The sequence below is a fragment of the Hymenobacter sp. UYP22 genome, from assembly GCF_040547285.1.
GTDB lineage: Bacteria > Bacteroidota > Bacteroidia > Cytophagales > Hymenobacteraceae > Hymenobacter.
In genome coordinates this window covers 15,588-37,857 of record NZ_JBEPPK010000022.1, presented here as the reverse complement: position 1 = coordinate 37,857, position 22,270 = coordinate 15,588, and the positions used below count along the sequence as shown (strand labels likewise).

Here is a 22,270-nt window from a genome sequence, read left to right as displayed (position 1 = left end):
TCATTCCGAGCGGAGTCGAGGAATCTCGCGTGCTGATGTTGCAGAAGTTACTCTGACATCAGCACGCGAGATTCCTCGACTCCGCTCGGAATGACGGTCTTCATGCGTCACCTTATTACTTCCCTCCTAGCTTCTAACTCCTAGCTCCTACCTTTGCAGCATGAATTTGCTATCTGCCGAGAACCTCGGAAAAAATTACGCCGACCGTTGGCTGTTTAAGGAGTTGAACTTTGGGCTGCAGCAGGGCCAGCGCGTGGCCTTTGTGGGCATTAACGGCACCGGTAAAACCACCCTAATGAAGGTGCTGGCCGGCATTGAGCCGCCCGATACCGGTGAGGTGAGCGTGCGTAAAGGCATCCGGGTGACCTACCTGGGCCAGAACCCCGACTTCGATGAAACGCTGACGGTGGAGGAAACCATCTTCGCCAGCCAGAACGATACGCTCAAGGCCATCAAGGAGTACGAGCACGTAGTAAACGACCCCAACCACGACCCCGACGACCTGCAGCGGGTGATGGAGCGCATGGACGCCCTCAACGCCTGGGACTACGAGGCGCAGGTGCAGCAGATTCTGAGCCGCCTGGGCATTTTGGGGGAGTTGCTGACCCGCAATATCAGTATGCTCTCGGGTGGGCAGCGCAAGCGCGTGGCCCTGGCCCGCGTGCTCATTGAGGAGCCCGATGTGCTGCTGCTCGACGAACCAACCAACCACTTGGACCTGGCCACCATTGAGTGGCTGGAAAACCGGTTGTCGTCGCCGAACCTGACGCTGCTCATGGTCACCCACGACCGGTACTTCCTGGACAAAGTGGCCAATGAAATTGTGGAGCTGGACAAGGGCCAGATGTACCGCTACCAGGGCAACTACGCCTACTTCGTGGAGAAGAAGGCCGACCGGGAAATGCGCGAAGCCACCGAGGTGGAAAAGGCCCGCCAGCTGTTTAAGAAGGAGCTGGAGTGGATGCGCCGCATGCCCCAGGCCCGCGGTACCAAGCAAAAAGCCCGCATCGATGCCTTCTACGTAACCAAGGAAAAGGCCAGCACCAACCTGAGCAAACAGCAGGTGGAGCTGAGCGTGAAAACCACCCGTCAGGGCGGCAAAATCATTGAAGCCAGCCACCTCAATAAAGCCTTTGGGGAAAATGTGGTGCTGGACGATTTCAGCTACGTATTCAAGAAGAAGGACCGCATCGGCTTAGTGGGCCCCAACGGCGCGGGCAAAAGCACGCTGCTGAACATGCTCACCGGCAAGCTCAAACCGGACAGCGGCACCGTGGACGTGGGCCAGACCACCGTGTTCGGCTACTACACCCAAACGGAGCTGGAATTCGACCCCTCGCAGCGCGTAATTGACATTGTGAAGGAAGTAGCCGAGGTAGTAGAACTGGCCAACGGCGACGTGCTTACAGCCAGCCAGTTCCTAAGCTTGTTCCTATTTCCGCCCGCCCAGCAGTACACGCTGGTAAGCAAGCTGAGCGGGGGCGAAAAGCGCCGCCTGCAGCTGCTGCGCGTGCTTATCAAGAACCCCAACTTCCTGATTCTCGACGAACCGACCAACGACCTGGACATCGGGACGCTCAACATTCTGGAGGATTTCCTGCTGCATTTCTCGGGCTGCCTGCTCATCGTCAGCCACGACCGGTACTTCCTCGACCAGCTGGCCGAGCACCTGTTTGTGCTGGAACCCGGCGGGGCCGTGCTCAATTTTCCCGGCAACTATACGGATTACCGTGAGTACCTGGCCGAACGCGAAACCGAAGCTGCTTTGGAAGCCGCTGAGAAGGAAGCCAAAGCCGCCCGCGCCGCCGCCAAGGCCGTGGCCGCCGCCCCGGCTCCCGCGCCGGTAGCCGCTCCTACCCCACCGGCACCGCCCAAACGCAAGGCTACCTTTGCCGAGAAAAAGGAATACGAAACCCTGGAAAAGGAAATCGAGAAGCTGGAAGCCCGGAAGGAGGAACTCATCGAGAAGCTCAACTCCGGCAGTGGCTCCCACCAGGAGCTGGCCGATTGGGCCGCTGAGCTGAAACGCACCGAGTCGGCCCTCGACGACAAAGGCATGCGCTGGCTGGAGCTGGCCGATTTCGTGTAAGCCCTCCAAGCGGACGCCGAAACCAATTGGTGCTGACTTTGTAATTTACCCAGCCTCCTACCCGGGGGCTGGGTATTTTTTTCACCTTTCTTCTCCCACATCAATGAAAAACCTTCGTCTTTTCCGCGTGCTGATGCTGTTGTTCGTCGGTATTCTCTGGGCGGCTGGACACAGCCAGGCTCAGGACGCTGCCAAGGAAAAACCCAGCCCGGCGGCTACGACCACCGGCAAAATCGGCAAGGCCACGGTTACGGTAGCTTACAGCAGCCCCGCCGTGAAGGGCCGCACCATTTGGGGCGGACTGGTTCCCTACGGCCAGGTATGGCGGGCCGGCGCCAACGAAGCCACCACCTTCACCACCGACCAACCCCTGACTGTGCAAGGCAAAGCCCTGCCCGCCGGCACCTACGCCTTGTTCGTCATTCCAACGGAAAAGCAGTGGACCATCATTTTCAACAAAACGGCCAAGCAATGGGGCGCTTTCAAGTACGATGAAAAGCAGGATGCCCTACGCGTAATGGCTACCCCGCGTAAAGCTTCTAGCATGGCTGAGCGCCTCGTGTACGAGGTAACGCCCCAGGGCCTGATTTTGCGCTGGGAAAACCAGGAAGTGCTAGTTGCGCTGAAATAGCCCGCCAGCAAGAGCACAAAAAAGCCAGCAGATGCATCTGCTGGCTTTTTCGCGTTAGTGGGGTTGCGTCTGAGCTACGGCCGCGGGGGCGGGCTGGTATTGCCGGGCGCCCCGCACCGTTTGGTTGAAGGTGAACTGCACCGGCCGCTCATCGAAGAATACCACTAGTCGCAGCTTGCGTGCCACATCCATCCGCGGAAAAAACACCTGCCCGCGTATCCCCTGCCCTGGCTCTAGTGTGTTCTTACGCAACACTACGGCTTCCAGCGCCGTCGTCTGAGAGTACAGATGGTCGGCTTGCTCGGCGTGGTCGAGGCGCTGGTTGTCGAAGTAGGCCTGACTGTCCTGATGGCGAGCATCCCGCTCCGCTATTTGCTGGTCGGTTTCCTTTTTCTTGATGCTGGATACGTCTTCGGCAATGTTGGCCACGCTGGTCAGAATTTCAAACCAGCTCACGTTATCGGCCTTGCGCTCATGCTCCTTCAGTTTGGCCTGCAATTGGCCCAGTCGCACTTCCGGGTCGGCGGCCAGGCGGCGAGCCTCAAAATACTGAGTCGGCACGCGGGTACTGTCGGCCAACGTATCGGGCACGGCCATATAATAGAATGTCTCGGGGGCAATGAGAACGGGCTTATCGGAATAGTTCAGGTAAGCCACCTCAAACACCAGCTCGTTGTCATCGGCTCGGATGAAACCAGCCCGCACGTACACACTATCGGGGTGACTTACTACGCTGGTGGGATGCCCATTCACCCAGGGCCCGTTGGAGCGGGCCGGCTCCACGGCCAGGAAGGTGCTGGCCCCGCAGGCAGATAAGAGCAGGGCCAGCATTCCGGTTAATAGCATAGAGAACAGATGGGTAGAAGTAGTCATTGGCATCGGATAAGTGAACTAATGAGTAACAGAAACGGCCGGACCAACCAATGGTCCGGCCGCTGCTAGTGCCGTTGCAAGAATAGTTCCAGTTTTACTTACTTTATTTCAGCGGGCAGTTGAGCGGTACCATCATCAGCCACCGGAAACGGCCAGCAGCGCCGCACCGCCGCCAGTGAGATACGCCCGAATACGTGCGGAAAGTACGCTTGGCGTCGCTCGGCCCATTCCCGCTCCACCCGGATACCCGCAGCCTCCAGCGCCGCTTCATCCACTTCCAGCAGCACTGCGCCAAGGCTGGCCCGATAGTACAGCCGGGCCGTTTCCAGCACCTGGGTCAGCTCAGAGGCGTGAATAAACCCTTCGGCGGCTAAATCGGCGCTTTCAAAAAACCCGGTTTCCTGCGCCCGGTGCCAATCGGCGGGCTGCGCAATACGGTAAAGCATGTGAGAGGTAAAAGGTGAAAAGTCAAAAGTAAAAGCCCAAACGTGAGCTTTTACTTTTGACTTTTCACCTTTTACTTTCCAATTAAGCTTTCCACACTTCCTGCTGCACGGCTTTGCCTACCGTGAGTACCAGGCGCGTGGGATTGGGTACCAGCGTGAGGCGGGCTTCTTTGCCGGAGTATTTTTCGGAGTCAATCCAGACGCCTTCCTTGGGCGTAGGCGTACCGCTGGTGTTCACCGGCAGGTAGGCAGTGGGCAGCAGCACGTCGGTGTCGGAGCCCAGGTCGTTGTGCACTTTTTCCAGGGCGGCTTCCAGGAAAGCGCCGTATTCGTCGTTGAAATCGTCTTCGAGGTCGTGTAGCTCTTCCTCTACATCGTCGTAGCGGGCATCATCGTAGGTGAGCTTGTGCAGCTCGGCTTTCTTCTCGATGAGGGCCACCAGGGCGCGGTTCAGCTCTTCCGAATTCATACTAGCTAAAACATTAGGTTAGGGTGCAAAGGTGGGGAGGAATTGGCAGTTTCCCGCGCCTTCCGCTGCCCCTACCTACGCAGAACCGGCGGCCATGGCTTGCTGTTGAGCCGCAAAGTGCAGGCGTGGGGAATCATTTGCGGTAAACCAGTATTTTTACCCCAACCAACACTTCCACCCGCCACCCAAGCCGTTCCTCTATGGAAACCATGACCTCGCCGGCCGTCCAGGCCCATCCCGCTCACGACTTTCTGCCCCTCAATGGCACTGATTACCTGGAGTTTTACGTGGGCAACGCCAAGCAGTCGGCCTACTTTTACCAGGCCGCTTTTGGCTTTGAGCTAGTGGCCTACGCCGGCCCTGAAACCGGCCAGCGCGACCGAGCCAGCTACGTGCTCCAGCAGAACAAAATCCGGCTGGTACTCACCACGTCCCTCCTGCCCGACTCCGACATTACCCGCCACGTAGCCCAGCACGGCGACGGCGTGAAGGTGATGGCTCTGTGGGTGGACGACGCCCGCAAATCCTTCGAGGAAACTACCAAGCGCGGTGCTAAGCCCGCTTTCGAACCCTACACCGTATCGGATGAGCACGGCGAGGTGACCATGGCCGGCATTTACACCTACGGCGAAACCATCCACACCTTCGTGGAGCGCAGCAAGTACTCGGGGCCTTTCCTGCCCGGCTTCGTGGCCAAAACCAGCAACATACCGCAGGGTGCGCCCGTGGGCTTGCAGTTTGTGGACCACTGCGTGGGCAACGTGGGCTGGGGCCAGATGAACGAGTGGGTGAAGTTTTACGAGGACGTGATGGGCTTTAAGCTGCTCATTACCTTCGACGATGACGACATCAGCACCGAGTATTCGGCCCTGATGAGCAAGGTGGTTTCCAACGGCAACGGCTACGTGAAATTCCCCATAAACGAGCCCGCCGAAGGCAAGAAAAAGAGCCAGATTGAAGAGTACCTCGACTTCTACCACGGAGCCGGCGTGCAGCACATGGCCCTACTTACCCACGATATCCGCCAGACGGTAACCGAACTGCGCCGCCGGGGCGTGGAGTTTTTGCAGGTGCCCAACACCTACTACGACGACCTGCTGGAGCGTGTGGGCCACATTGACGAGGACCTGGACAGCATCCGTGACCTGAACCTGCTGGTGGACCGGGACGAGGAAGGCTATCTGCTGCAGATTTTCACCAAGCCCGTAGAAGACCGCCCCACCGTGTTCTACGAAATCATCCAGCGCAAAGGCGCCAAGTCGTTCGGCAAAGGCAACTTCAAGGCCCTGTTCGAAGCTATTGAGCGGGAACAGGCCCTGCGCGGCAATCTGTAAATCACACGGTAAGTAGTCCTACGAATGGCCCGCAGGGCTTCGTAGGACTACTCCCGTTGAACGGCGTACATTGCGGGAGTCAGCAACGGAAGTGGTCCTACGAAGCCCTGCGGGCCATTCGTAGGACCACTTCATTTCCGATAAAACCTCTTTTCTTTACTGCCGTTCTCCCGAACTCAGTTCATCTCCCAAAGCACCCACGTATGGCCCTTACGCCCGACATTCAAGCCAAGATCAACTCCTGGCTCACCGACAGCTACGACCCCGACACCCACGCCGAAATTCGGAACCTGCAGGCTCAAAACCAGGAAGATTTTCTCTCGGATGCGTTTTACCGCAACCTGGAGTTTGGCACCGGCGGGCTGCGCGGCATCATGGGCGCGGGCTCCAACCGCATGAACCGCTACACGCTGGGCATGGCGGCTCAGGGCCTAAGCAATTACCTGGTACAGTCGTTTCCGGGCCAGGAAATTAAAGTGGCCGTGGCCCACGACTCGCGCAACAACAGCCGACTGTTTGCGGAGCTGGTAGCTGGTATCTTCTCGGCCAACGGCATTACGGTGTACCTGTTTGAAGCCCTGCGGCCCACGCCCGAGCTGTCGTTTGCCATTCGCCATCTGGGTTGCCAGAGCGGCTGCGTGGTGACGGCCTCCCACAACCCCAAGGAATACAACGGCTTCAAAGTGTACTGGAACGACGGCGCCCAGGTAGTGGCCCCCCACGATAAGAACATCATCCGGGAGGTAGAGGCCATTCAGTCGGTAGCCGACGTGCGGTTCACGGCCGATAACTCGCGCATTCACTTGGTTGGTCAGGAGCTGGACGCGGCCTATCTGGCCCAGGTCAAAGCCCTCAGCATCAACCCCACCGCTATTGAGCGCCAGCATGATCTGAAGATTGTGTTTACGCCCTTGCACGGCACCGGTATTACCATGGTGCCCCCGGCCCTGGCCCAACTGGGCTTCACCAACGTGCACATTGTAGAAGCCCAAGCCACGCCCGACGGTAACTTCCCCACCGTACAGTCGCCGAACCCGGAGGAGAAAGTAGCCATGCAAATGGCCCTCGACCAAGCCAAAGCCCTCGACGCCGACCTGGTGCTGGCCACCGACCCCGACTCGGACCGCGTGGGTATTGCGGTGAAGAACAACCACGGCGAGTGGGTGCTGGTAAACGGCAACCAAACGGCGGCCCTGCTTACGCATTACCTGCTCTCGGCCCGCAGCCAGGCCGGTAAAGCCACCGCCCAGGATTTTATCGTGTACACCATTGTCACCAGTGACGTGTTGGGCGATATTGCCCGCCAGCAGGGCGTGATAGCCTACCAGACGCTGACCGGCTTCAAGTACATTGCCGGCATCATCCGCGACCTGGAAGGCCAGCAAAACTACATCGGCGGCGGCGAGGAAAGCTACGGCTACATGATTGGCGACTTCGTGCGCGACAAGGACGCCATTTCGGCCTGTGCCCTGCTAGCGGAAATGGCCGCTGTAGCCAAGGACCACGGCCGCACTTTGTACCAGGAAATGGTGCAGATGTACTGCACCTACGGCTTCTATAAGGAGCACCTGATTTCCCTGACGAAGAAGGGCCAGCGCGGCGCTGAGGAAATTCAGGAAATGATGGCTGAGCTACGGGCCAACCCACCCCGCGTTATTGCCGGCTTGCCCGTAATTGAGTTGCGCGACTACAAAACCGGCCGCATCCGAGACCTGCGCACCAACTTAGAAACTGAAACCGGCCTGGAAAGCTCCAACGTGCTCCAGTTCATTCTGGAAGATGGCAGCAAGATTTCGGCTCGCCCCAGCGGCACCGAGCCCAAAATCAAGTTCTACTTCAGCGTGCGTCAGCCCCTCAAATCCCCCGTTGATTTCGACCTGGCCGACAAGCTGGCCGGCGAGAAAATCCAGCGCATCATTGACGATATGCAACTGAAATAATTTCTGAGTTGATAAGACACCAAGAGCCGCTACACTGAGTGTGGCGGCTCTTGGTGTCTTATACCACCCCAATTAAAAGCGTGTTTGGGAATTTGAAAAGAACGTCATGCTGAGCGAAGTCGAAGCATCTCTACCGCTTCGTCTGCACCGATCCAGAAAAACGGTGAAGATGCTTTGACTTCCCTCAGCATGACAGAAACGACGGTTTCATCAAATCCCAAACATGCTCTTAGTTACGATGCATCTTCTACCAAACTTTATGACTAATACGAGGCTTGGTTTAGCAACCCGCGTAGGACGCGGCTGCGGCTGCTAAGGGCACAAACTAGTTAACAAGTTGCGCTAATATCACTCCTGATAAAGGCAAATGGTTTACCCGCGTTAGCTTTACCATTGGTTCAGTTCGTCTGTTTCTTCTTTCATCACTTGCTGCAAAATGAAATTTTTCTACACTATAGTTTTCTCAATTCTATGCATCACCCATCTCTCAGCGCAAAGGCTAACCTCTGATTTTTTAGTTACGTCGGCCGGCGACACCCTACGAGGGCAAGTATCTTTCAACAAGCGCCTGCAGGAGGTGCGACTTAAGCTACCCAACCAATCTGGCCAGACCTTTACGCCCACGCAGGCTATTGCGTACGGCGACGAAACCGGACCAATTCGCGTCAGTAAAGCCGTACACCGCCAAGCAGCACCAAAATTTCTAGTTCCCTTGCTGCGAGGCCCGGTTTCCCTGTATTCCGGTGAAAATGCTGATGGCGAAACCCGATACTTCCTCCAGCCTGTCGATTCGGCTTATGTGGTTGAAATTCAGCCACGCACGCCGCGTCTGGCCTACCTGCGGGTGATGCCCGGCTGTGCCAAGCTGGACTTTTCGAATCTAATTATTGAGAGTCTTTACCGCTATAATGCTGGTAGCCTGCAACAGTTGGTGCAAACCTATAATACGTGCCGATTTCCGCAGCAGGCAAGTAACAAGCTCACCACTTTCGGGGGCTACCGCACTCATTTCGGGGTGAAGGCAGGATTGAACACTACTCGTTTCAGCGAGGAAGTTACTGGCCTGGGGCAACCAAAGGCCAAACTGGGCCACCAGGCCGGGCTCTTTCTACTGGTTAGCTCTAAACGTGCCTGGGGTCTGCAAGCGGAAGTAACCTATGCCAAAATCAACAGTGAGTACACGCCGGTGGCTATATATAATGGCTATGCTACTTACACAACTACAAGGGCCGTCGAGATAAATTACTCGCAAATCCAACTACCGTTTCTGTTTCGGTACACTTTGCCAACCACAAGCTGGCGACCTTATGTAAACGCGGGGCCGGCCTACTCCTTCAACTTCAACCGTAAGTCGGCAGAAATTTTCCAGGATTCAGACAAGCCTACCCCCGTACGGCGCCCGCTCAAAATTCCCATTAGCAATAGTATAGGGGCCGCCGCCGGCGTAGGAATTTTGCTACCCAAGCCCCAATTATCGGTGGAAGGCCGCCTGGATTATGTTTTCGATCCGGCACGCATGACGCTTCGGCTGGACGTCGGCTTAGCGTTTTAACCTCATGTATTTTGCGGGCGAGCCGTGCTTGTCAGCTTCAAACTCCTAAAACACAAAGTTGAACGAGGCCTGGCCTAGCAACCCGCGCAGGTCGCGGCTGCGGCTGGTGAGGGGCACGAAGTAGCTGGCCTTGGTATCGAGCAGAATGTGGCGGGTTTTGATCAGCTCCACTCCCAAGCCCAGGTTGAGGTTGGGGATGAAGTCGTTCTTCTGGTCATCGTTGCGGTTGAGGATGAAGCCACCCACTTGGTAGCTGGTGTACAGGTTGAGGTAGCGGCGCCGGCCCCGCCCGAAGTTGCGCGGGTAGAAATCCTGCCCGAAGTTGATAACGAACAGCTCATTCACGAAGGCCGAATCCGTCTTGTTGGTAGTAGTGGGTTTGTACACGCCCAGGTTGAAGTAGCTCTTACCCCGCGTGAACAGGTACTTGATGGCGTAGCCCTGGTAGGCCGGGCTGGTGAGGCCGATTCTGGGGTTATCGAGGCGCAGGTAGGCGTACTCCATTCCCGGCATGTTTACAAAGCTTACGCGCCGGTTGCCGGTCGGGAAGCTGATTTCATCAAACAGCCGCAACGACACGTAGGCTTGCCCTTTATGGCTGGTGAGTAGTTGCTGCTGCTGTTGCAGTTGGCGCAAGCGGGTTTCGCGCTGCACTACCTCATTCTGCAGGGTGGTGCGCTCCTCCAACGGCAACTTCTCTTCCCGCGCCCGGTTTTGCGCAGCCGCTAGCCGGGCTGCTTCCGCCCGCTCATCGGCCCCCAGCTCCTGCAGGCGCGAGGTAAGGTTGTGGGTATTCAGGTTGTTTTCCAGCACGTAGCCCAGCCCGGCTACCAGTGAATCAAGTCGGGGCAGCTCGGCGGCGGGCAGGCTGAACTCAGCGGTGAGCTGCTCGGGCGTTTCCTCCTGCTTCTGCACCCGTACGGCCCGACGCCGGATAAAGCCGGTCAGAGCCGTGCGCGCCTCCGCATATTTGGTAACGCCCACGCTCAAGCGCTTTTGGGTTTCGTAGGATTCCTGGTCCGGGCTGGTTTGGGCCTGAGCAACCAGAACCGAGCTTACTAGGAAAGCACTCAGCACAACCCGGTGGGCGGAGCTGCATGCGGCAAGAATTGAACGAAGTGCCATGTGGGGGTACGCCTACGGGTTGTGGTGTAAGCGTCGGCAAGTTGCGCTGACCTGGCGTGCATTGCCGCCCTGAATTCCGCATTATCCGACTTTTAACGACCCAGTAGTTACCACCGAAAACCACACCCCAAACACCGTTAAGCACCTATCAAGGCAACTTCTATCAGACTTTTCAGTTTGAATAAAACGGCACCCATTCCTGCGGATTTGCGCCAGTTGCGCTACTCCCGGCGCTTTTCGCGGCGGCCATCCAGCAGCAGCAGCACAAGCACCAGAAACACCGCTACCGAAATGCTCCACCAGGTGATGCCCGGCAGCCCATTGTAGTAAGGCATGGCCGGTGAGTAGCGCCCCAGCAAACTCAGCCCCGCAAACAGGATAACGGCTACCGTAATGGCGGCCAGTATGCTGCGGCTCACTAGTTGGTCGGCTTTGCGCAGCAGTAGTTGGTAGCCGCTCAGCTCCACGCGCACCCGCAAGTCGCCGCGTGATATTTTGCGCATGATCTGGCGCACATCGGTGGGCAGGGTTTGCAGCAGAGCCAGCAGCTGCGTGCCAGTATACAAGGCTTCGCTCTGGATATTTTCCATGGAATACTGCTCCCCCACGATGCGGGCCCCGTACGGCCGCACAAACTCAAACGTGTTGAAGCGCGGGTGCAGCACTTTGCCAATCCCTTCCAGAATCACCAGGGCCCGCAGAATAAGAAATACCGCGCCGGGCACCTGCAGCTTGTAGCGATAGATGATGCTCTGGAGCGCGTCAGCCAAGTCCGACATGCTCATCTCCTTCACGTCGAGCAGGGCAAAATCCTCAATCAACTGGCTGAGGTCGGCCTCAAAGGCGCGCATATCGGGTATCTCGGAGGTAATGGCCAGGCGCCGGAAATTCAGGGCCATGCTGCGCGCATCCTGCCGGGCCATCCCAATAAACACGCCGGCAAAAGCGTACTTCTGCTGGCGCGTAAGGCGGCCCACCATTCCAAAGTCAATGAGTACCAGGGTACCATCGGGGCGCACCAGCACATTGCCGGGGTGGGGGTCGGCGTGGAAGGCCCCGAACTCAAATATCTGGGTCAGGTAAATATCCATGCCGGTTTCGGCTACTTTCTCCGGGCTCAGCCCCCATTCCAGCAGTTGGGGCTTATCCGTGATTTTGCAGCCGCTCACAAACTCAATTACCAGAATGCGGTTAGTGCTTAGCTCCCGGTACGGCCGCGGAATGTAAAACGAGTCGTAGTCTTCGTAGAGCTTGCGAAACTGCTCCATGCTGCGAGCCTCCGAGGTGTAGTCCAGCTCCTTGGTCATGCTCCGCTCAAAGGCATCCACAATATCCTGGGGGTTGCTCAGGCCCTGGCGGCGCAGGAACGGGGCCGTCAGGCGTACCAGCTCGTGCAGCAGACTCAGGTCGGTGCGCACTTTTTCCTGCACATCGGGGCGCTGCACCTTCACTACCACTTTCTCGCCCGTAAGTAGGCGCGCGCCGTGCACCTGCCCAATGCTGGCCGAACCCAGCGGCACTTCCTCAAACTCGCTGAACACCTCATCCAGCGGCCGGCCCAGCTCCTGCTCGATAATGCGCCGGGCCTGGGCCACCGGAAACGGGGGCACGTTGCTTTGCAGCTTCTCAAACTCATCAATCAGCGCCTCGGGCAGCAGGTCAGCGCGGTTGCTAAGGGCCTGGGCCAACTTAATGAAAGTGGGCCCAAGCTCCTCGATAATCATGCGGATGCGCTGCCAACGAGTGGTTTCAAACACCGCCTGCTCCCCCTCCTGCCAGGAGCGCCGCCGGCTGTTGGGCACCAGGCGCCGCAGGGCCGTACTCGTCACCACATCCTCAAATCCGTAGCGGATCAGTACCTCGGCTACCTGCCGGATGCGCGTGAGGTTGGAGATGGTATTCTTAAACATGCATCACGGATTTAAACGGATTAAGCAGATTTCACGGATTCGGCTGGCGCGCAGTTCAGCTTACGGTGCGCACAAGATCAGCGACCTATCACGTATTACTTCTCCTTAATCTGCGAAATAAGTGCATAAAAAAGCTCCACCCGCTTTGCCACGGACGGAGCTTTTAAAAAAACGGGTAGGTATTCCTTAGGCGTTACTTTCTGCCGATCCAGCACCGGCACTTTCCGGCTTGGCAGCGCCAGCTTTACCGGCAGCAGCCTTCTGGGTTTTGGTAGCGGCCGTGCCAGTAGCCGTAGCGGCTTTTTTCACGGTGCCGGCCGCTTTGCTGGCGGTACTAGCAGCAGCACTCTTGGCCGGAGCGGCCGTTTTAGCCGCCGCTTTCTTGGCGGGAGTAGCCGCCGCGCCCGATGCCTTCGAGCCTTTCACGGTGCGCTTCAATTCCTCCACATCAGCATTAGGCGCTACGCCTACCGTTTTCAGCAGCCGGGCAGCTAGGCCCTGGGCCTGCTTTTCCAGCTCCTTACGCTTGGCGTCGGTGTTTTTCTTCAGGTCGTCCATGATTTTGGCGCCTTCCTGCTCCGACAACTTGCTTTCCTGCACCAGGGTGTCAATGCTTTTCTGTACCCGCTCATTGGTGAGCGACACGAAGCCGACGCCGGCGTTTATGAACTTTTTAAACAGATCTTCCATGAAACTGGGCAGTTAGAGGTAAGGGTGAGAATGAAGTACAACGAAAGCGTAAAGACAGCAAAGCAGCGAAGTAGTATGCAAGCATACTACTTTCAACAAACCTACGAAAACCCTACTATATAGTTGAGTCTGAGTACATATTTTTCTTTTTCAGCCAGCTTTCTGGAGAGCAAAGAGCTTTGTTTGATTCATTTTCACCATTTCAGGCCGCTTGCCGGGAGGCGGGTAGTGCCGCATTGGCCCACACCTGTCGCGTAAACTCGGCCACCTGATCGAGGGCGGTGCGGGCTTCGGGCAGGAAGCGCCAGAACAGGTGCCACCAGTGTACCAATCCTTCAAACACTTGCAGGGTAATGGGGGTACCGGCGGCCCGGGCTTTGGCGGCAAAGCGCTGCACATCGTCGCCTAGCACCTCGGCATCAGAAATCTGGATAAGTAGTGGGGGCAGCCCCCCCAAATCGGCCTGCACGGGCGAGAGGAGCGGGTGGGCTAGCGGGGTTTCGGCGGCATATAGCGGGCCCCAACCTCTAATTTCCAAGGCTTCCAGTACCTGGCTTTCCTCCTGCGCTACCCGCCGCACCTTACCAACCGGCAGGAGCAGATCCGTCCAGGGGGAGAGGCCGATGGCGGCGGCCGGCAGCGGCTCAGCAGCATCGCGGAGCGTTAGGAGCAACGCCAGCGCCAGCCCACCACCGGCCGAGTCGCCGGCTACCATAATATTGGCCGGGGCATAGCCCTGCCCGAGCAGCCAGTGATAAGCCAAACGAGCATCATCGAGGGCGGCCGGAAACGGGTACTCGGGGGCTTTGCGATAGTTGATGGCCAGCGCCGTAACGCCGCAGCGCTGGGCCAGCGTACCCACCAAAGCCCGGTGCGTGTTCAGGGAGCCCAGCACGTAGCCCCCGCCGTGCAGGTACAGCACTACCCGGCTGGCGTCGGCGCCGGCCGGTCGTACCCACTCGGCAGGCATCCCTTCAATGTCGGCATCTTCCAGAAAGACGTTCCAGGGCATCAATTGCCCAAAGGACATCAACTCAAAGGCCAGCCGCATGGCCGGCAGCCGGGGCCGGTGGCGGGCCAGCGGGCCGGTACCGGCCGTCAGGAGCTGCTTGAGGAGCAGGTGTTGGGTGGAAGGCATGGGGGGAATGGTAGACGGAACGGGGCAAACAGAGCGACGGGTACTGTTGGTACTAGGGCCGCTGCGGGAGAAACAGCCGGAAACCTATTTATTCTGGCTAAGACGGTGGCCTTTGTAGCCCCGAATAGCAATGGGAATCCAGCCTAATACGGGGATGAAGAAGGTAAGGGTGAATGGGTTGCGCCACAACATGCGCCAGTACGTACCGGGGCTGCGCAAATCCAGGTCGAAGTCGCGGCGGCCGTTGCGCATGTACTGGCGCTCAAACTCCCGAAACAGGGCGGGCCAGGCCCAGGGCAGGAAAAACGGGAAGTACCGCCAGTTTTCCTTGATGCGCTGCCACAGCTCCTTCCACTGGTAAGGGTGCTGCCCGTACTGGCGCACGGCGGCGTCCAGCTCCGTTTGCATCCGGGCACGCACCTGGTTGGAAAGGTCCTCGTATTCGGGGCGGGTCAGCTCATCGGTGGTTTTGTTGGTCAGCTCGTAGGGCTTGATGCGGGAGCCCAGCACGAAGGTGAGCTTGGCCGGAAAGGCCATGTAGAAAAACCACGGCTGCAACAGCACCAGCAGAATTACGGGCCCCATTGGAATGAATGGAATACCCACTTTTTTGCTAAGCCGGTTTACCCACGCCCAACTATAGGTGTAGGGATTAAGGTACTCCCCGTTGATGGTGTAAAACGGGATGATATCGGTGCGGTGCAGGATGCCCATGCGCACGGTGCTGGTAGCCAGCCGCTGCAGCCGGTACTTGTTGTTAAACCCCTTCCCAATGCCAGGTACACCCTCGGGGTACAGCATCAGGTTGTGGTCGTTGTAGTACATCATCGTCTCGAAGTTGAGCGTGGTGGCATCCACGCAGCCGCAGCGCTTCCAGAAGTCCTGCACCTGAAACGGGTTCATTAGGGCCGACTGGGAGAGCATGGGCGCCGACAGCGGCCGGGGCAGGTCGCGCAGGTCGGGCAGCACGCGCCACAAATGCGAGAGGGCCACCATGGCATCCCAGGGGAAGGCCATACCCGAGTGGTTGGAGGCGAAAATCAGGGGGCGCTCGGGGTTGTTACGCTGCGGATACTCTTCGAAGCCCACCAGCTTTGAGCGAAACCACACCCGGTCCAGGAGCTGCAGGATATTCCGGTCCAGGGTTTCCACAAACTGCTCATCAAAATGGTCGGAGTAGATGTGCTGGTTGGCCAGAATGGCGGGAGGCGGCTGGGGCAAGGCAGCGGGTGGGTGAGCCATGAGTGGGCAGGCAGAACGGCAGATGGGACGAAACCCGCCGAATGGCGGCGCTTCTAATGTACTGCTTTTGTTTACTCCGGGGTTGCGCCACCAGCACGCTATGCGTCTAAATCTGCCGCTTCAGGCGCACGGTGGTGTTAAACAGCTCCCCATCGGGGCGGCGGAGCACAAAAAGCAGGGCCCGGCCATCCTCGGAGTGCAGCATCCGGTTGAGCTGGTTTAACGAAAGGAACTCGGCCGGAATTAAGTTTACTGACATGATTTCGTCTCCGGCTTTAATGCCAGCCTGAGCTGCCGGGCCCTCTGGCTCAATGCGCAGCACTTTGTAGCGCCGGTAACTAGGCCCCAGGGCCAGCACATCAAAGCCGCACATATCGTGCTCGAAGGGCTCCTTAAACATGACGTTGGGACGGAGCAGCAGCACATTATGCGTGTAGTCGATGATGATGTTGAAGCGTTTGAGCAGCTCAAAGCCCAGATTACCGTTGCGGGGTGCATCGGCGCGGTGGGCTACATCGGCGGCATCGGGGAAGGAGGTAAGCAAGGCCGGCATGCGGTAGCGGCCCAGCTGCAGGGCCGCTACGCGGCCCAGGTAACCGTTGATGTTGCCATTCAGGCCCCGGCCCAGGGGCGTGCGCAAGCGGGTTTCGGGCAGGACCAGCCGTTCATCAGAAGTGGTTTCCAGGGAAAGGGCGTGGCCGGCCCCGGTATCCAGCACCAGCCGGAGGGGCAGCGTGAGCGAGGCACTCAGCTGCACCGGCAGGGTTACGTACGACTTGCGGCCTTCCATATCCAGCGGAATGCGGGCCCATCGTTTACCGCGCGGCGCAGCGTAGCGGGTGGGGCTGCGAAAGGTAAGCTGCTGCTCAGCCGGGTCAATTTCTACTACGAAGCTGCGAAATACATCGGCGCCCAACAGGCCGTGGATGGGCATACCCACGTAGCCCGACAGGTTCAGCACATCCTCCGATAAGATAAGAAAGGGCAGCTCGGGCGCCTCAATGGCGTTGGAAAGGCGCACGGCCACCGAGGGTATCCTAAATGCCTCCAGGGGCCGCTCCTCCCCGGCCCCGGCCACCAAAAACCGGCCTTGCAGGGCTACGTTTAACTCCTGCCCCACGTAGGGGTCGGTGATGAGGGAAGTGCCGATACCCGTATCCAGCAGAAAGTTGTAGGGTCCCTTGTTGTTCAGCCAGGCTTCTACCACAATTAGGTTGCGCTGCAGCAGAAAGGGCAACTTTACCTGCCGGGCGCCGGCTTTGGTAAACCGAAATGCTTCCGGCTGCGCTTGCACCGAGCCTACGCACAGCCCAACTGCCAGCAGCAGGCAACCGGCCACCCGGCCCCAGCCCGCAAACAGCAGCAGAACGCGCATTTTCAGCACCATAACCAGCGTAGAAGTACCCTGGTAATTTACTGAAAATGCTCCCTATTTGCGCTTCTCCAAACAAGAAATATTCCTGTTTCTAAAGGGAGCCGCCGCTGTTTAGTCCCGGGCTTATTCCAACTCCTCCCACTGGCTCTGGGCCCCGTAGAGCAACTGCCCACCCCGGATATGCAGCGGCGACGCTACGTTGTTATGGTAGAGCTGCCCGGTGCCCAGCCCCTGCGGAAAACCGGGGGTAGCGCACAAGCCCGCCAACTGGCTGATGGCATTCAGCCCCACATTGGACTCCAGGGCGGAAGTGAGCCACCAGTTAATGTGGTGGGTCTCGGCCAGGCGCATCCATTGCTGGCTGGCCTGCAGCCCGCCCAGCAGGGTAGGTTTCAGGATGATATAAGCCGGTTTGGTTAGGGCCAACAGCTCCTCCTGGCGGGCGGGCTCCGTCAGGCCAATCAACTCCTCATCCAGCGCCACCGGCACCGGCGACAGGCGGCAAACCTCGGCCAGCTGTGGCCACTGCCCCGCCTGAATGGGCTGCTCAATGGAGTGCAGCTCAAAGCAGGCCAGCTGCTCCAGTTTGCCCAGGGCCTCCTCGGGCCCAAAAGCACCATTGGCATCTACCCGCAGAGTGAGGTACTCGGGCCCGGCCACAGCCCGTATTTCGGCCAGAATGGCAAGCTCCGTGGCAAAATCGAGCCCGCCAATTTTCAATTTCAGGCAGGTATAGCCCTCGGTGAGCTTCTTCTCGATTTGCTGCCGCATAAAGGCGGCGTCGCCCATCCATACCAATCCATTGATAGGAATACCGGCCTCCCCCCGGCTAAAGGCCGTGTCGTACAGCTGGCGCTGGCCGCCGTGCTGCCAGTCGAGGGTAGCCGTTTCGAGGGCAAAGCGTAGGGCCGGCCACTCGGGGCCCACCAACTCCAGGGCTTCTTGGGGCAGCAGCTCCCGGAGCTGTCGGCGGTTAAACTCCCGCACGAACCCATCCAGGGTAGCCTCAAAATCGGGGCGGTGGTCGGGGCTGAGGCCAGCCAGGGGGGCGGCTTCGCCCAGCCCTATCACGTGGGGCTGCTGGGTGTGCTGCAGGTGCAGGTAGTAGGCCGAGTGCTGGGTGAGAGCTCCGCGGGAGGTACGGGCCGGGAAGGTAAAGCGTAAATCACGCCGGGAGTAGCGCAGCTGCAACATAAGATAAGGGCAGGAAGATGGGCAGATGGCAATATACGCGCCGCCGGAAAACACAGACGCCGCTGCCGGCCGGAAGAACCCGGCTGGCAGCGGCGCTGCACTAAGCGACAGAACCGGCAAAACCAGTTCCGTCGTCGTACTCAGAGGAGACGTTATTCTGCGGCGGTGCCCTGAGTGCCGCGTCCGCGGCTAGCTTGGCCCCCCTTACGGCCAGCTGCACGGGCTTCCTCTGAGGTAAAACGGTGTCCGCGGCCGCTCAGGTGAGAAGCGCGGCCGCCTTCACTGGCAATGCGGCGTTGGGTGGCGGCATCCATGGCGGCGAAGCCACGGGGGCGCTTGGTTACGGGCGTTTCGGGAGTAGCCCGAGTGGTTTGCTTGGCGTTCATAGCGGGTTGGTTGATTGGAATGGAAAGGTCAACTGCTGGCAATGTCGTCCTGGTACGGTGGAATGTTGCTCTTTATCCCGACTTTGGGCCCCGAATACCAGCTTATTCGTTTAAAATACCACTTTGTACTGATGAGCTAGTCCGTATATGTACTGAGCAGTACGGGTTCCTTCGGCGCCTTGCTTCTTGTCAAGGCAAGCGCCAAAAACTACTGCTCCGGTTTCGCGTTATGCAGTGTAGCTCCTGAAATATTCCCTGCCCATGTCCGCTTCTCCAGCGCCTGCCTTTGCCTCACCCGTTTCTGCCGTTGCGGCTCCTGAGGCGGGCCGCTACACCACCATCCGCCACCAAACAGAAGCCCTGTGCCGCCCCCTGCTCCCCGAAGACACCGTGGTGCAGCCGGTTATTGATGTCAGTCCGCCCAAGTGGCACCTGGCGCATACTACCTGGTTTTGGGAAACATTTCTGCTGCGGGAGTATCTGCCGGACTACACCGTTTTTCACCCGGACTATGCCTTTCTCTTTAACTCCTATTATAACTCCCTGGGCTCCCGCGTAAACCGCGCCGACCGGGGCACCCTTTCGCGGCCGGCCCTGCACGAGGTGTACCAGTACCGGGCTTACGTGGATGAGCACATGCAGCGCCTGCTCACGCAGGGCGGCTTGCCGGAAGCGGCGCGGGAGGTGTTTGAGCTGGGCCTGCAGCACGAGCAGCAACACCAGGAGCTGCTGGCCACCGATATAAAATACATCCTGAGCACCAGCCCCCTGGCCCCGGCTTACCAGCCCGCCCCGGCCCCGCAGCCGGCGGCAACCGTACCGCCGGCTAGCTGGCTGCCGGTAGCGGGCGGGGTGCACCGCATCGGGTTTCAGGAAGAAGGTTTCTGCTTTGACAATGAGCAGGCCCCGCACGATACTTACGTGGCCGACTTCGAGCTGCAGAACCGCCTGATAACTAACGCCGAGTACCTGGAGTTTATGGAAGCCGGCGGCTACCGGGACTTCCGGTACTGGCTGGGTGAAGGCTGGGACTTGGTGCAGCAGCAGGGTTGGGAAGCACCTTTGTACTGGACTTTGCAGGAGGGCCGCTGGCACCGCTTCACGCACAGCGGCCTGCAACCCGTAAATCTGGCGGCTCCCGTTACGCACGTCAGCTTTTACGAGGCCGACGCCTACGCTCATTGGCGCGGCCACCGCTTGCCCACTGAGCAGGAGTGGGAAATTGCCGCCCGGCAGTTTCAGCCCACCACCACCGGGAGCACCTTCCTGGAAAGCAACCGGCTCGACCCGCAGCCGCTGGCCCCTGACGCCCCCGCCGACCAGTGCCATCAGCTGCTGGGCGACGCCTGGGAATGGACCTACTCCGCTTACCACCCCTACCCCGGCTACCAGCGGGCGGCCGGTGCCCTGGGCGAGTACAATGGCAAGTTCATGATCAACCAACTAGTGCTGCGGGGTGGGTCCTGCGCTACCCCGGAAAGCCATATTCGCATCACCTACCGCAATTTTTTCCAGGCCGACAAGCGCTGGCAGTTTACGGGTATCCGTCTGGCCCGCTGAGCTAACACCCCTCTCACTCGCCGCTTGTCTTCCCTTCCCGCTCCCATCATGTCTGTCCTTCCGTTCGCGCCCCACCCCTCCATGCCCACCGAATCAACTTCGGCCCCTGTGCCCGCCGCCAGCGCCGACCTGGCTCAGCACGTACGCGCCGGTCTGAGTAAGCCATCTAAGGCCCTCTCATCCATGTATTTCTACGATGATGAGGGCAGCCGGCTGTTTCAGCAGATTATGGCCTTGCCCGAGTACTATCCCACGCGCACCGAGTTTGCCCTGCTTACCCGCCACCAGGTCGCCATTGGCCAGGCCCTGCGCCCCCAAAACCCCGATGAGCATTTCTTTCTGTTGGAGCTGGGAGCGGGCGACGGACTGAAAACCAAGATTCTGCTGCGCCAGCTGCTGGAAAGCAATGCCCGGTTTACCTACGTGCCAGTGGATATTTCGGAGGCGGCCTTGAATGGGCTGGCGGCCAGTCTGCGGGCCGAGCTGCCCGAGTTGCGCGTGGAGCCGGTGGTAGCCGACTATGCCGACGCGCTACGCCTGATGGCCAGCCGGCCCGGTCGCAAAGCCGTGCTGTTTCTGGGGTCCAACATCGGCAATTTTTTTCCTGAAGACCGCCACGCTTTTCTCAGCAACCTGGCCCGCCCCCTCACCCCCGACGACCGGCTGCTGGTGGGCTTTGACTTGCAGAAGGACCCGCGCCGGATCAGGGCAGCCTATGACGATGAGCAGGGCGTAACGGCGGCTTTCAACTTTAACCTGCTGCACCGCCTGAACCGGGAGCTGGGTGCCAACTTTGCCCTTGCGCATTGGCAGCACTACACCGATTATGACCCCATGAGCGGGGCGGTGCGGTCATTCCTGGTAAGCACCCGGGCCCAAACGGTACAGTTTACCGCCCTAGACTGGCAGGTGGAGTTTGCCGCCTGGGAAATGATTCACACCGAAAACTCCTATAAGTTTACCCGCCCTGGCATTACTGCCTTGGCGCGGGAAGCGGGCCTGCAAGTGCAGCAGATTTTCACGGATGAGCAGGACTTCTTCGCCGACGTGTTGCTGCAACCTGCCTGATACGGGGTTTCTACTTGTTCAATCTTTTGCATAACACGAAGGGAGAAGCCCGGCTGTTCCCTTCGGCGGTTTCGTAAATATGCCCGAACTTCTTAGTCTGGCCTCCGGCTACGGCACATTCCTTACTCCGGCAGTAGCTGCCGAAGCGGCCATTCGCAGTATACAGGCCGGGCAGCTGCCGGTGGTTCCGGCGGCGGGGCTGCCGCTGTTGCAGGAGGCCATTGCCGGCCGGTATCAGCAGTTGGAGGGCACCAGCGTGACACCCGGGCAGGTGGTAATAACGCCCGGTGCTAAAGCCGCCCTGTCGCTGCTGCTGGCGGCCGTGCTGCGGCCCGGTGATGAGGTGCTGCTGCCCACGCCCAACTGGTTTGGTTTCTGGGAGCTGATTACCCAGGCCGGGGGCGTGGTGCGGGAACTGCCGCTTTCCTCCGCCGATGGCTACACTTTGCACCCGGAACAGGTACGGGCCGCCCTCACGCCGCGTACTCGGCTCCTGCTGTTTTCCAACCCCAACAACCCCACCGGCCGCGTTTACCAGCCCGAGGAACTAGGGGCTCTGCTGGCCGTCACCCAGGATTTCCCGAACCTCTACCTGCTCAGTGACGAGATATACGACCTGATCAGTTTTGCCAGCAAGCCCACGCCTTCCCTGCTGGAATTTCCGGACCCTCGGGGCCGGCATTTAGTAGTCAATGGCTTTAGCAAGTCCCTGGCTCTCATTGGCTGGGGCGTGGGCTACCTGGTAGCCCCCGAGCCGCTGGCCCGGCAGTGCGCCGCCCGGCTGCATGCTACCGGCGGGGCCGTAGCGGTGCCGGCTCAGCACGCGGCCTTGGCCGTTACGCAGGCTGCCGCCAGTGTGGCCAGCGGGTTGGTTAGTCAGCTGCATACCAATCGGGCCCTCATGCTGGCTCACCTGGCTACCTTACCCGGCGTGCCACTGGTAGTGCCGGAAGCAACGTACTACTTCTTCCCTGATTTGCGGGCTTACTTACCACCGGCCCCTAGGCCCCAGGCAGCGGCTGACCAGCTGGTGCAGCACTTGCGGCAGGCAGGGCTGGAGGTAGTGAATGGCAGCCTCTGCTGTGCGCCTGGCTTTGTGCGGCTCTCGTACGCGGTGCCCGAGCCGGTGCTGCATGAGGCATTGAACCGGTTGAGCACAGCATTGCGGCAGCTGGATCCAAACCTGGTTGGGTGAAGTAGTGTTGCGGGGCCCCACAAGCGGCGTACTTCCTCGTACCTTTGCGGCGG

General features: G+C 59.2%; 19 protein-coding genes. 8 read left to right on the top strand and 11 right to left on the bottom strand.

The window, feature by feature from the left end:
- Nucleotides 1-160 precede the first annotated feature (160 nt).
- Nucleotides 161-2,089 (top strand): ABC-F family ATP-binding cassette domain-containing protein, encoded by a 1,929-nt coding sequence (locus tag ABIB60_RS22180; protein ID WP_354582521.1) that lies wholly within the window; start codon nt 161-163, stop codon nt 2,087-2,089.
- A gap of 103 nt (nt 2,090-2,192) precedes the next feature.
- The gene (locus ABIB60_RS22175; protein ID WP_354582520.1) at nt 2,193-2,720 is read left to right on the top strand and encodes a DUF2911 domain-containing protein; all 528 of its coding nucleotides are present in this window, start codon (nt 2,193-2,195) and stop codon (nt 2,718-2,720) included.
- A 54-nt stretch (nt 2,721-2,774) separates the two neighbouring features.
- On the opposite strand, the gene ABIB60_RS22170 is transcribed toward ABIB60_RS22175, so the two are convergent.
- The 3 genes from ABIB60_RS22170 to ABIB60_RS22160 form a co-directional block, all read right to left on the bottom strand.
- The gene (locus ABIB60_RS22170) at nt 2,775-3,593 is read right to left on the bottom strand and encodes a hypothetical protein (protein WP_354582519.1); all 819 of its coding nucleotides are present in this window, start codon (nt 3,591-3,593) and stop codon (nt 2,775-2,777) included.
- Nucleotides 3,594-3,691: 98 nt separating this feature from the next.
- Nucleotides 3,692-4,039 (bottom strand): DUF952 domain-containing protein, encoded by a 348-nt coding sequence (locus tag ABIB60_RS22165; protein WP_354582518.1) that lies wholly within the window; start codon nt 4,037-4,039, stop codon nt 3,692-3,694.
- Nucleotides 4,040-4,121: 82 nt separating this feature from the next.
- Nucleotides 4,122-4,508, bottom strand: a complete 387-nt coding sequence (locus tag ABIB60_RS22160) for a hypothetical protein (RefSeq protein WP_354582517.1) — start codon at nt 4,506-4,508, stop codon at nt 4,122-4,124.
- A 200-nt stretch (nt 4,509-4,708) separates the two neighbouring features.
- Between ABIB60_RS22160 and hppD the strand changes: the two genes are divergently transcribed.
- From hppD to ABIB60_RS22145, 3 genes are all read left to right on the top strand, one after another.
- A complete protein-coding gene (gene hppD, locus ABIB60_RS22155; protein WP_354582516.1) occupies nt 4,709-5,842 on the top strand; it encodes a 4-hydroxyphenylpyruvate dioxygenase in 1,134 nt (377 codons plus the stop codon).
- A gap of 203 nt (nt 5,843-6,045) precedes the next feature.
- Nucleotides 6,046-7,782 carry a phospho-sugar mutase gene (locus ABIB60_RS22150; protein ID WP_354582515.1) on the top strand — a complete coding sequence of 579 codons (1,737 nt, stop codon included), beginning with the start codon at nt 6,046-6,048 and terminating at the stop codon, nt 7,780-7,782.
- Nucleotides 7,783-8,218: 436 nt separating this feature from the next.
- Complete coding sequence (locus tag ABIB60_RS22145; protein WP_354582514.1) at nt 8,219-9,334, top strand: porin family protein; 1,116 nt, start codon at nt 8,219-8,221, stop codon at nt 9,332-9,334.
- 45 nt (nt 9,335-9,379) lie between these two features.
- On the opposite strand, the gene ABIB60_RS22140 is transcribed toward ABIB60_RS22145, so the two are convergent.
- The 8 genes from ABIB60_RS22140 to ABIB60_RS22105 all read right to left on the bottom strand — a co-directional run bounded on the left by ABIB60_RS22140 (nt 9,380) and on the right by ABIB60_RS22105 (nt 18,394).
- Entirely contained in the window at nt 9,380-10,411 is a 1,032-nt protein-coding gene (locus tag ABIB60_RS22140) for a hypothetical protein (protein WP_354582513.1), read from the bottom strand.
- Between the two features lie 269 nt (nt 10,412-10,680).
- Nucleotides 10,681-12,369, bottom strand: coding sequence for an ABC1 kinase family protein (locus ABIB60_RS22135; RefSeq protein WP_354582512.1), 1,689 nt, complete (start codon nt 12,367-12,369; stop codon nt 10,681-10,683).
- Between the two features lie 186 nt (nt 12,370-12,555).
- Nucleotides 12,556-13,059, bottom strand: coding sequence for a phasin family protein (locus tag ABIB60_RS22130; RefSeq protein WP_354582511.1), 504 nt, complete (start codon nt 13,057-13,059; stop codon nt 12,556-12,558).
- Nucleotides 13,060-13,261: 202 nt separating this feature from the next.
- On the bottom strand, nt 13,262-14,197 hold the full coding sequence (locus ABIB60_RS22125) for an alpha/beta hydrolase (protein ID WP_354582510.1): 936 nt from the start codon (nt 14,195-14,197) through the stop codon (nt 13,262-13,264).
- An 84-nt stretch (nt 14,198-14,281) separates the two neighbouring features.
- Nucleotides 14,282-15,439 carry a lysophospholipid acyltransferase family protein gene (locus tag ABIB60_RS22120; protein ID WP_354582509.1) on the bottom strand — a complete coding sequence of 386 codons (1,158 nt, stop codon included), beginning with the start codon at nt 15,437-15,439 and terminating at the stop codon, nt 14,282-14,284.
- 106 nt (nt 15,440-15,545) lie between these two features.
- Nucleotides 15,546-16,826, bottom strand: coding sequence for an aspartyl protease family protein (locus ABIB60_RS22115; protein WP_354582508.1), 1,281 nt, complete (start codon nt 16,824-16,826; stop codon nt 15,546-15,548).
- 111 nt (nt 16,827-16,937) lie between these two features.
- The gene (locus ABIB60_RS22110) at nt 16,938-18,008 is read right to left on the bottom strand and encodes an o-succinylbenzoate synthase (protein ID WP_354582507.1); all 1,071 of its coding nucleotides are present in this window, start codon (nt 18,006-18,008) and stop codon (nt 16,938-16,940) included.
- Between the two features lie 152 nt (nt 18,009-18,160).
- Nucleotides 18,161-18,394, bottom strand: a complete 234-nt coding sequence (locus ABIB60_RS22105; protein WP_315999744.1) for a KGG domain-containing protein — start codon at nt 18,392-18,394, stop codon at nt 18,161-18,163.
- Between the two features lie 261 nt (nt 18,395-18,655).
- Here ABIB60_RS22105 and egtB point away from each other — a divergent pair, with 261 nt between their 5' ends.
- The 3 genes from egtB (at nt 18,656) to ABIB60_RS22090 (ending at nt 22,217) form a co-directional block, all read left to right on the top strand.
- Complete coding sequence (gene egtB, locus ABIB60_RS22100; RefSeq protein ID WP_354582506.1) at nt 18,656-19,954, top strand: ergothioneine biosynthesis protein EgtB; 1,299 nt, start codon at nt 18,656-18,658, stop codon at nt 19,952-19,954.
- A gap of 48 nt (nt 19,955-20,002) precedes the next feature.
- Entirely contained in the window at nt 20,003-21,022 is a 1,020-nt protein-coding gene (egtD, locus tag ABIB60_RS22095) for an L-histidine N(alpha)-methyltransferase (protein ID WP_354582505.1), read from the top strand.
- A 79-nt stretch (nt 21,023-21,101) separates the two neighbouring features.
- Nucleotides 21,102-22,217, top strand: a complete 1,116-nt coding sequence (locus ABIB60_RS22090) for a pyridoxal phosphate-dependent aminotransferase (protein ID WP_354582504.1) — start codon at nt 21,102-21,104, stop codon at nt 22,215-22,217.
- The last annotated feature ends 53 nt before the right edge of the window (nt 22,218-22,270 follow it).

Coding starts and splice junctions, on each gene's coding strand:
- egtD (WP_354582505.1), top strand. CDS start 20,003: ATGTCTGTCCTTCCGTTCGCGCCCCACCCCTCCATGCCCACCGAATCA.
- ABIB60_RS22150 (WP_354582515.1), top strand. CDS start 6,046: ATGGCCCTTACGCCCGACATTCAAGCCAAGATCAACTCCTGGCTCACC.
- ABIB60_RS22135 (WP_354582512.1), bottom strand. CDS start 12,369: ATGTTTAAGAATACCATCTCCAACCTCACGCGCATCCGGCAGGTAGCC.
- ABIB60_RS22090 (WP_354582504.1), top strand. CDS start 21,102: ATGCCCGAACTTCTTAGTCTGGCCTCCGGCTACGGCACATTCCTTACT.
- ABIB60_RS22160 (WP_354582517.1), bottom strand. CDS start 4,508: ATGAATTCGGAAGAGCTGAACCGCGCCCTGGTGGCCCTCATCGAGAAG.
- ABIB60_RS22130 (WP_354582511.1), bottom strand. CDS start 13,059: ATGGAAGATCTGTTTAAAAAGTTCATAAACGCCGGCGTCGGCTTCGTG.
- hppD (WP_354582516.1), top strand. CDS start 4,709: ATGGAAACCATGACCTCGCCGGCCGTCCAGGCCCATCCCGCTCACGAC.
- ABIB60_RS22145 (WP_354582514.1), top strand. CDS start 8,219: ATGAAATTTTTCTACACTATAGTTTTCTCAATTCTATGCATCACCCAT.
- ABIB60_RS22175 (WP_354582520.1), top strand. CDS start 2,193: ATGAAAAACCTTCGTCTTTTCCGCGTGCTGATGCTGTTGTTCGTCGGT.
- ABIB60_RS22180 (WP_354582521.1), top strand. CDS start 161: ATGAATTTGCTATCTGCCGAGAACCTCGGAAAAAATTACGCCGACCGT.
- ABIB60_RS22115 (WP_354582508.1), bottom strand. CDS start 16,826: ATGGTGCTGAAAATGCGCGTTCTGCTGCTGTTTGCGGGCTGGGGCCGG.
- ABIB60_RS22110 (WP_354582507.1), bottom strand. CDS start 18,008: ATGTTGCAGCTGCGCTACTCCCGGCGTGATTTACGCTTTACCTTCCCG.
- ABIB60_RS22105 (WP_315999744.1), bottom strand. CDS start 18,394: ATGAACGCCAAGCAAACCACTCGGGCTACTCCCGAAACGCCCGTAACC.
- egtB (WP_354582506.1), top strand. CDS start 18,656: ATGTCCGCTTCTCCAGCGCCTGCCTTTGCCTCACCCGTTTCTGCCGTT.
- ABIB60_RS22165 (WP_354582518.1), bottom strand. CDS start 4,039: ATGCTTTACCGTATTGCGCAGCCCGCCGATTGGCACCGGGCGCAGGAA.
- ABIB60_RS22170 (WP_354582519.1), bottom strand. CDS start 3,593: ATGACTACTTCTACCCATCTGTTCTCTATGCTATTAACCGGAATGCTG.
- ABIB60_RS22120 (WP_354582509.1), bottom strand. CDS start 15,439: ATGGCTCACCCACCCGCTGCCTTGCCCCAGCCGCCTCCCGCCATTCTG.
- ABIB60_RS22125 (WP_354582510.1), bottom strand. CDS start 14,197: ATGCCTTCCACCCAACACCTGCTCCTCAAGCAGCTCCTGACGGCCGGT.